Genomic DNA, 6,735 nt, shown 5'->3' with positions numbered 1-6,735 from the left:
GTACTTATTCTACTTTGTTGGGATTAGTCATTCCCAACATCCCTTTTGCAAAGTCTTCTCCAACAATTTTAAGTCCAGTAGAAGGCGGTTTACCCGACTGGAAAAATAAAGAATTAATCATTCTTTCTGATAAACCTTGGAACGTAGAAACGCCTCCACATTTACTCGACGATAAAGTAACGCCTGTTGAAAAAATGTTTATTCGCAACAATGGCTTGGTGCCAGAAGGCAATATTGACGTTAATACTTGGACATTGACCATTGGCGGTGAATCGGTAAAGACTTCAAAGACGTATAAACTCAAAGACTTAAAGGAAAAATTTAAACATTATACTTATCAGCTTACGTTGGAATGTGGAGGAAATGGACGTTCGGGCTATTTTCCACAAACTTCGGGTAACCAATGGGACCAAGGGGCAGTAAGTTGTGCAGAATGGACAGGCGTTAGATTGAAAGATATTTTAGCAGATGTAGGGTTAAAAGACGATGCTGTGTATATTGGTTATTACGGAAAAGATATTCACCTGAGCAGAACGCCCAACAAATCAGTTATTTCAAGGGGTGTACCGATTAAAAAAGCCTTAGAAGATGAAACTTTGATTGCTTGGGCTGTAAATGGTAAAGATATTCCTTTGGAACATGGTTTCCCGCTACGCCTTGTAATTGGTGGTTGGCCTGCTTCTGTGTCTGGAAAGTGGTTGGATAAGATTGTGGTCAGAAACAAAGAGCATGATGGCGAAAAAATGAGTGGGCATAGCTACAGAATACCGATTAATCCGATTGAGCCTGGAGAGAAATTAGCAGAAACCCCTGAGAATTTTAAAATTATCGAAGCTATGCCTGTAAAGTCCTTAATTACTTATCCTAAAACGGGAGCAGTAATTGATACAGGAAAAACGATTACCTTGCGTGGACACGCTTGGGCGGGAGATTTAGCCGTTAAAGAAGTAGCCGTTTCGCTTGATTATGGTGTTAGTTGGAAAAAGTGTAATCTGGAAGCCCCTAAAAATCGTTTAGCTTGGCAACATTGGTCTTTAGCCTTAGATTTTTCACAAAAGGGTTATTTTGAGGTATGGGTAAAGGCAACAGATAGCAAAGGAATTACACAACCAATGGTAATTCCTCAGTGGAATCCGGGGGGATATTTGAATAATGCTTGTCATAGAATTGCGGTGAAAGTCGTATAAACCAACATCGAGATGAAAATTATCAATATATATTTATTTGTCGGAACGATAATGATGGTTTTTCTTGCCTTCAAGCAATCAGAAGAAAGTAATATCAGTAGAGCAAGCTCAGCACTTCAAAGTCAATACCAAAACCTATCTGATTCATTGACGATTGATTCAGAAACTGGATTAATTAATGATGCCAACTTGATAATGGTAAAAGCACAATGCACGGCTTGCCATAACACGCAATTGATTCAACAACACCGATTTACCCGTGAAGGTTGGAAAGATAAAATCAGGTGGATGCAGAAGAACCATAAACTATGGGATTTAGGCGAATCAGAAAAAGTAGTACTTGATTATTTAGAGAAATACTATTCACCCAAAATGGCTTCTCAAAAGATTCAGAACAGACGTGAATTATTGAAAACTATACAGTGGTATAAATTGGAAAATCGTTGAGGAATATCCCACCTTATCACTAGCCCGTGACTTAAGTCACGGGCTAGTGATAAGGTGGGAAAGCCCAATTTGAAGGATTATTTCACCCAATTTAAATCAATATTTACATCACTATTTAAGTATAAATAAGCTGTTTTTAGTCTTGAAATCCACAAGTCCTAAAGTCTTCTAATCCTAAAGTCGTCTAGTCTTAAAGTCCTCTAGTCCTAAAGTCCAAACTATAACCTATACCCCCGCAAAAACTCCTCAATACCCATGCGTTTTTTGCCTTCTAATTGTAGCTCTTCAATGGCTAAATAACCGTCAGCACATTTAAAGTATAGGTACTTTTTACCATCACTTTTATAGGCCTCTTCAAATTGAATAGTCTCGTCCGTTACTTTTGAAGTACGATATATTTTACACACTTTACCGTTCAAGGTTGTCCAAGCTGCTGGATAAGGCGATAGCCCTCTGATAAAATCATAAATTGATTTAGTAGATTTCGTCCAATCAATCTCACAAGTTTCTTTAAAAATCTTAGGGGCGTGTTTTATTTCATCCGATTCTATCTGTGGTTCTTGAGGATATTTGCCCGCTTCAATGGCTCTAACAGTCTTTAAAACTAATTTAGCTCCAATCTGCATTAAACGCACATAGACATCGCCCACGGTATCGGTCTCAGCAATTTGCTCGTGTTCTTGAAAGATGATTGACCCCGTATCTATTTCATGCTTTAGAAAGAAAGTTGTAACACCCGTTTCGGTCTCGCCATTCATAATTGCCCAGTTGATAGGGGCTGCACCACGATATTGCGGTAAAAGCGAACCATGTAAATTGAACGTTCCTAAAGGGGGCATCGTCCAAACGGCTTCTGGTAACATTCTAAAAGCCACTACTATTTGTAGGTCGGCTTCATAGCTTTTTAATTCAGTTAAGAAATCTGGATTTTTTAACTTTTCAGGCTGTAATATAGGTATATGTGGAGCATTGGCTAATACATATTCTTTTACAGGCGACATACCGATTTTCAATCCACGTCCAATCGGTTTATCGGGTGCTGTAATTACCGCCACCACATTACAATTATTTTCAACTAAAGTTTTCAAACTCTCAACCGCAAAGTCGGGAGTACCCATAAAGATTATTTTCATAAGATTAATATTTTTATACCACGATTAATGTGGCATTGAGAATGCTGAATTTGTCCTTTAAAAATGATATTTCAGTGAAAGAAATGATTATCCTTGTAATAGTTTTTAACTCACAGCTAAAGGCTCAAAGCTTATCGCTTCTTTATTTGAATACAAAATTTCTAAAAAAAACACAATTTGAAATTTCTCTTTGAAATCGAAATACGTTTTATTATCTTTGCTAACTCAATTCAGTAAAATATGCAACGAAAGACTCAATCAAGCAAAGTTAATTAGCTTCGAAATTTCTGCAAAGGTCATAAAAAATCTTGTAGAACGGTCGAAAGCCGTTCTTTTTGTTTGTAAAGAGTTGAAGATTATTATTTTCAGAATTGATATAACACTTGCTGGCAGCGATGTCAGTAATTTTTTTTGTATCAAATCAAAGAAGTTATGAATAGAAACGGCAAAAATCTAGGCTAAGGTTTTGTGTCAGTTTACATTAATACTTTGTAAAAAATAAAACAATGGGAAAAGTACAGTATTATACTCCAGAGAAGTTAGAGGAATTAAAAGCTGAATTGCAATATTTAAAATTGCAGGGTCGTTCGGATATGGCCAAGCAAATTGCGGAGGCTCGTGATAAAGGTGATCTTAGTGAAAATGCGGAGTACGATGCCGCAAAGGATGCACAAGGTTTGTTGGAATTGAAGATTTCTAAAATGGAAGAAATCGTTGCCAATGCCCGTGTATTGAACGAGACTAACATTGATACATCTAAAGTATCTATTTTATCAAAAGTAAAAATCAAGAATAAGAAAAACGGCATGGAAGTGGTTTATACCATCGTGTCGGAAGAAGAAGCAGACTTGAAAGCGGGTAAAATCTCTAATTCATCGCCCTTCGGAAAAGGACTATTCGGTAAATCAGTAGGTGACGTGGCAGAAATCCAAGCTCCAGCTGGAAAACTTGAATTTGAAATTCTTGAAATCAGTCGCTAGGCATTGTCTATTCTTTGATTTCATCTTTCTATAAAAGATTGTTATACAAATCTTGAATTAGCCATCGTTGATTTAATCAATGATGGCTTTTTTTTGTAGTTTTATACATTAATGAAATTTCAGGCTCAGTAGTAATAGGCTGTGACTTGAACAAAAACGAAGGAACATTTTCATGCAATTTCTATATCCGTTTTTTCTTTGGGGACTTTTAGCCGCAGCAATTCCCTTAATTATTCACCTCTTTAATTTTAGAAGAACCAAAAAAGTGTACTTTACCAATGTTGCTTTTTTGCGGGCAGTCAATACTACCACATCGTCATTTCGTAGGTTAAAACACCTATTGATTATGGCTGCGAGAATGGCTTTTATTATCGCATTGGTTTTAGCGTTTGCTCAGCCATTTATTCCCTCAAAAAGTGGGAGTAAGGTGAAAATAGGAGGAATAACGAGCGTTTACATTGATAATTCGCTATCAATGCAAAACGAGCTAGATAAAAAAACGTATCTAGATAAAGCGATTAGCAAAACCGAAGAGTTATTACTTGCCTTTCCGCAAGGTTCAAAACTACAGTTAGTTACCAATGATTTCTCAGCCGACGAACACGCTATTGGTAATACTCAGCAAATCAAAGAGCGAACCACATCAATCAAGTTTACACATAGTCCTCGTACATTAGAACAGGTTTTGAATCGACAAAAAAACCTTGCATACAAACATAACTCACAGGGCGGTAATCAATACGTTTGGTTTTCAGATTTTCAAAAATCAACTGCTGGAAACCTATCAAAACTTACGTTAGATTCCAACTCACACCTTTTTGTTGTCCCTGTACAGGCCAAAGCATTACAGAATATCTTTGTAGATTCTGTTTGGTTGAATACGCCTTTTGTGCGTGAAATGCAGGTAAATCAATTATCAGTTAAACTATTTAATACAGGCGAAAAAGCAGTAGAAAACCTGCCTGTAAAATTATTAATTGATGGTTTACAGGTTTCATCTACTATTGCTACTATCCCTGCAAAATCGTCTACTGTCAGTAACTTCTCTTTCAATATTCAAGGTAAGGGCTTTAAAAAAGCCAATATCTCTTTTGATGATACGCCCATTACTTTTGATAATGATTATTTCTTTGTGTTGAATGTTGCTCCTAAAATCAAGGTGTTACACTTGTTTGGACAAAATAGTGGAGATAAATATTTACCAGCAGTTTTTGCCAACGATAGCATTTTTGCTTTTAAAAGCTATGGGGCATCTAATATTGATGTGGGGATTTTCAAAACAGTAAACTTTATTATTTTAGAAGGCTTACAAAGTATTGAAGGAAGCATGAAGACTGCCTTGACAGATTTTGTAAGGGCAGGAGGGAGCTTAATGGTGATTCCTAATCAATCTCCTGATTTGAATAGTTATAATGCCTTTTTAAGTGTGTTCAATATTCGGAATATTCAGGATAAAAATATTAATACGGAATCTACACCGTTGGCAGAACCTGCCAAATCTTCTTCATTCTTTGCAGATATTTTTGATAATACTACTCAAAAAGAAATGATGCAAATGCCTAATCAACAAGCCGTAATCAATTGGCAAGCTGTTGGAGATAAACTATTGAGTTTTAGGAATAATCAAGCTTTCTTAACGGTTTCGCCCGTTGAAAAAGGAAAATTATATTTATTAGCGGCACCCCTAGCTATTCAATATGGTGAGTTTGCTAGAAACGCACTATTTGTCCCAATCATGTATAAGATAGCGGCTCAGAGTGTTATACAGGAACAAGCAGCCTTTTCTTTTGAGTCTAATACTATTGCTATCGTTCTAAACAATGTCAAAGCAGATTTGAATGGACGGAAATCTCTATTTACGCTAAAAAGAAATAAGATGGAATTTATTCCTGTACAGAATTTAGTTGGTAATACGCTAATGATAGAACTGCCCAAAGCCAATCAATTAAATGATAATCAAGTGTTGGAGTCGGGATACTATGAATTGTTGTTAGACGGACAACTACAGAAAGTATTAGCATTCAATCATGACCATAATGAATCAATCATGGATTTTTATAGTGTAAATGAATTGAAAAATATTTTTAGTAAAAACAAAAATATTGAAGTTTTTGATAAAATAGATGATGCCGACTTAGTAGATACCTTTAAGGAACAAAACTTTGGTATATCGTTGTGGAAATATTTTTTAATAGCCGCATTAGCTTTTTTATTGATTGAGATTGCTATTATCAAAATGATGAAATAATTCTTCTTAAATCAAGAATAAGTTGCTTTTGAATTAGCAAATGTTAATTTTGTGTAAGAGAAATTTATACTTTTGAGTATGTGATGTTTTTATAGGACATTAGAAATTTATATGTTTTCTGGAATGTGGTATGGTAATTGTAATTTTCAATAGAATACCTGACGAATGTTAGTTTTCTTTCAAGCAAATGTTCTGGAATTATTATATTTAGGAATATTAACTTTAAATATTGATTTCTCCTTTAATTAAATGAGAACCACTTGATTAACAAAACATAATTAGTAATAAATCTGTATTCTTAATATCAGAACTAACACAATAGTAAAATGCCAAATAACTCTATCGCTTTAATCGTTGACGATGAACATCTTAATCGCTTTTTAATGCGAAAATATTTACAGTCGTGTAATATTCCTTTTGACGAAGTTACAGATGGACAAGAGGCCATAGAATGGATTAAAAATAGTGAGCAAGATAAAATTATAGTGTTGCTTGATTTGAATATGCCTGTCATGGATGGATATGAGTTTTTGGAATATACGGTAGATAACTATTTTGAATTCAAGGATAAAAAGATATTAATAATTGTAGTTTCAGCATCTGACTATACCGTTTTCAGGAAGAATGCTCCTCATGCTGAAATCATTAAATATCTCTCTAAGCCAGTTGGAAAGGAGTCTCTTCATGAAGCTATTTTACAAGCACAAGAATATTTTAATGCTATTGTATAACACTAAAAG

6 protein-coding genes are annotated in these 6,735 nt (G+C 35.1%); 5 read left to right on the top strand and 1 reads right to left on the bottom strand.

What is annotated here, in order from left to right:
- A partial coding sequence (locus AC07XN_RS22745) for a sulfite oxidase (protein WP_494744726.1) occupies positions 1-1,187 on the top strand: 1,187 nt, incomplete at its 5' end.
- A 12-nt stretch (positions 1,188-1,199) separates the two neighbouring features.
- A complete protein-coding gene (locus AC07XN_RS22740; protein ID WP_494744725.1) occupies positions 1,200-1,634 on the top strand; it encodes a hypothetical protein in 435 nt (144 codons plus the stop codon).
- A gap of 218 nt (positions 1,635-1,852) precedes the next feature.
- Here the strand turns inward: AC07XN_RS22740 and fmt are convergent, their stop codons facing one another.
- On the bottom strand, positions 1,853-2,767 hold the full coding sequence (gene fmt / locus AC07XN_RS22735; RefSeq protein WP_494744724.1) for a methionyl-tRNA formyltransferase: 915 nt from the start codon (positions 2,765-2,767) through the stop codon (positions 1,853-1,855).
- 506 nt (positions 2,768-3,273) lie between these two features.
- On the opposite strand from fmt, the gene greA reads away from it, so the two are divergent.
- From greA to AC07XN_RS22720, 3 genes are all read left to right on the top strand, one after another.
- On the top strand, positions 3,274-3,747 hold the full coding sequence (gene greA, locus AC07XN_RS22730) for a transcription elongation factor GreA (protein WP_309913988.1): 474 nt from the start codon (positions 3,274-3,276) through the stop codon (positions 3,745-3,747).
- Between the two features lie 172 nt (positions 3,748-3,919).
- Positions 3,920-5,995 carry a BatA domain-containing protein gene (locus tag AC07XN_RS22725; protein WP_494744723.1) on the top strand — a complete coding sequence of 692 codons (2,076 nt, stop codon included), beginning with the start codon at positions 3,920-3,922 and terminating at the stop codon, positions 5,993-5,995.
- Positions 5,996-6,321: 326 nt separating this feature from the next.
- Complete coding sequence (locus tag AC07XN_RS22720) at positions 6,322-6,726, top strand: response regulator (RefSeq protein ID WP_309913994.1); 405 nt, start codon at positions 6,322-6,324, stop codon at positions 6,724-6,726.
- The last annotated feature ends 9 nt before the right edge of the window (positions 6,727-6,735 follow it).

The organism is Arcicella sp. GW458-12-2-14-TSB2, assembly GCF_059423785.1.
The sequence above is the reverse complement of the archived record's forward strand: the minus strand, read 5'-3'. Positions and strand labels throughout refer to the sequence as shown.